Genomic DNA, 239 nt, shown 5'->3' with positions numbered 1-239 from the left:
CGCGCTGTATGTACTGAGTATGGGCATGGGCGTACCACTACTTATCATTGGCACCTCGGGTGGTAAGTTACTGCCTCGTGCTGGCGCTTGGATGAATATCATTAAAACCGTGTTTGGCTTCCTGCTGATTGCAGTATCGATTGTGATGCTTGGCCGTATTTGGACGGGCGTGGTTTCCGATGTGCTTTGGTCGCTTTGGGGCATTAGCTTCACCGGTTACCTGATGCACCAAAATAAGC

The 239-nt window shown here is 50.6% G+C and carries 1 pseudogene; it reads left to right on the top strand.

The annotated features are described in order from the left end of the window. Positions 1-25: 25 nt before the first annotated feature. Positions 26-239: pseudogene (locus tag B4920_RS27735) on the top strand (thiol:disulfide interchange protein); the annotation flags it as partial.

Origin of the sequence: Zoogloea sp. LCSB751, from assembly GCF_002028455.1 — a bacterium.
In the GTDB taxonomy this organism is placed as follows: Bacteria; Pseudomonadota; Gammaproteobacteria; order Burkholderiales; family Rhodocyclaceae; genus Zoogloea.
Note: the sequence above shows the minus strand (reverse complement) of the source record. Positions and strands in the feature narration are given on the sequence as shown.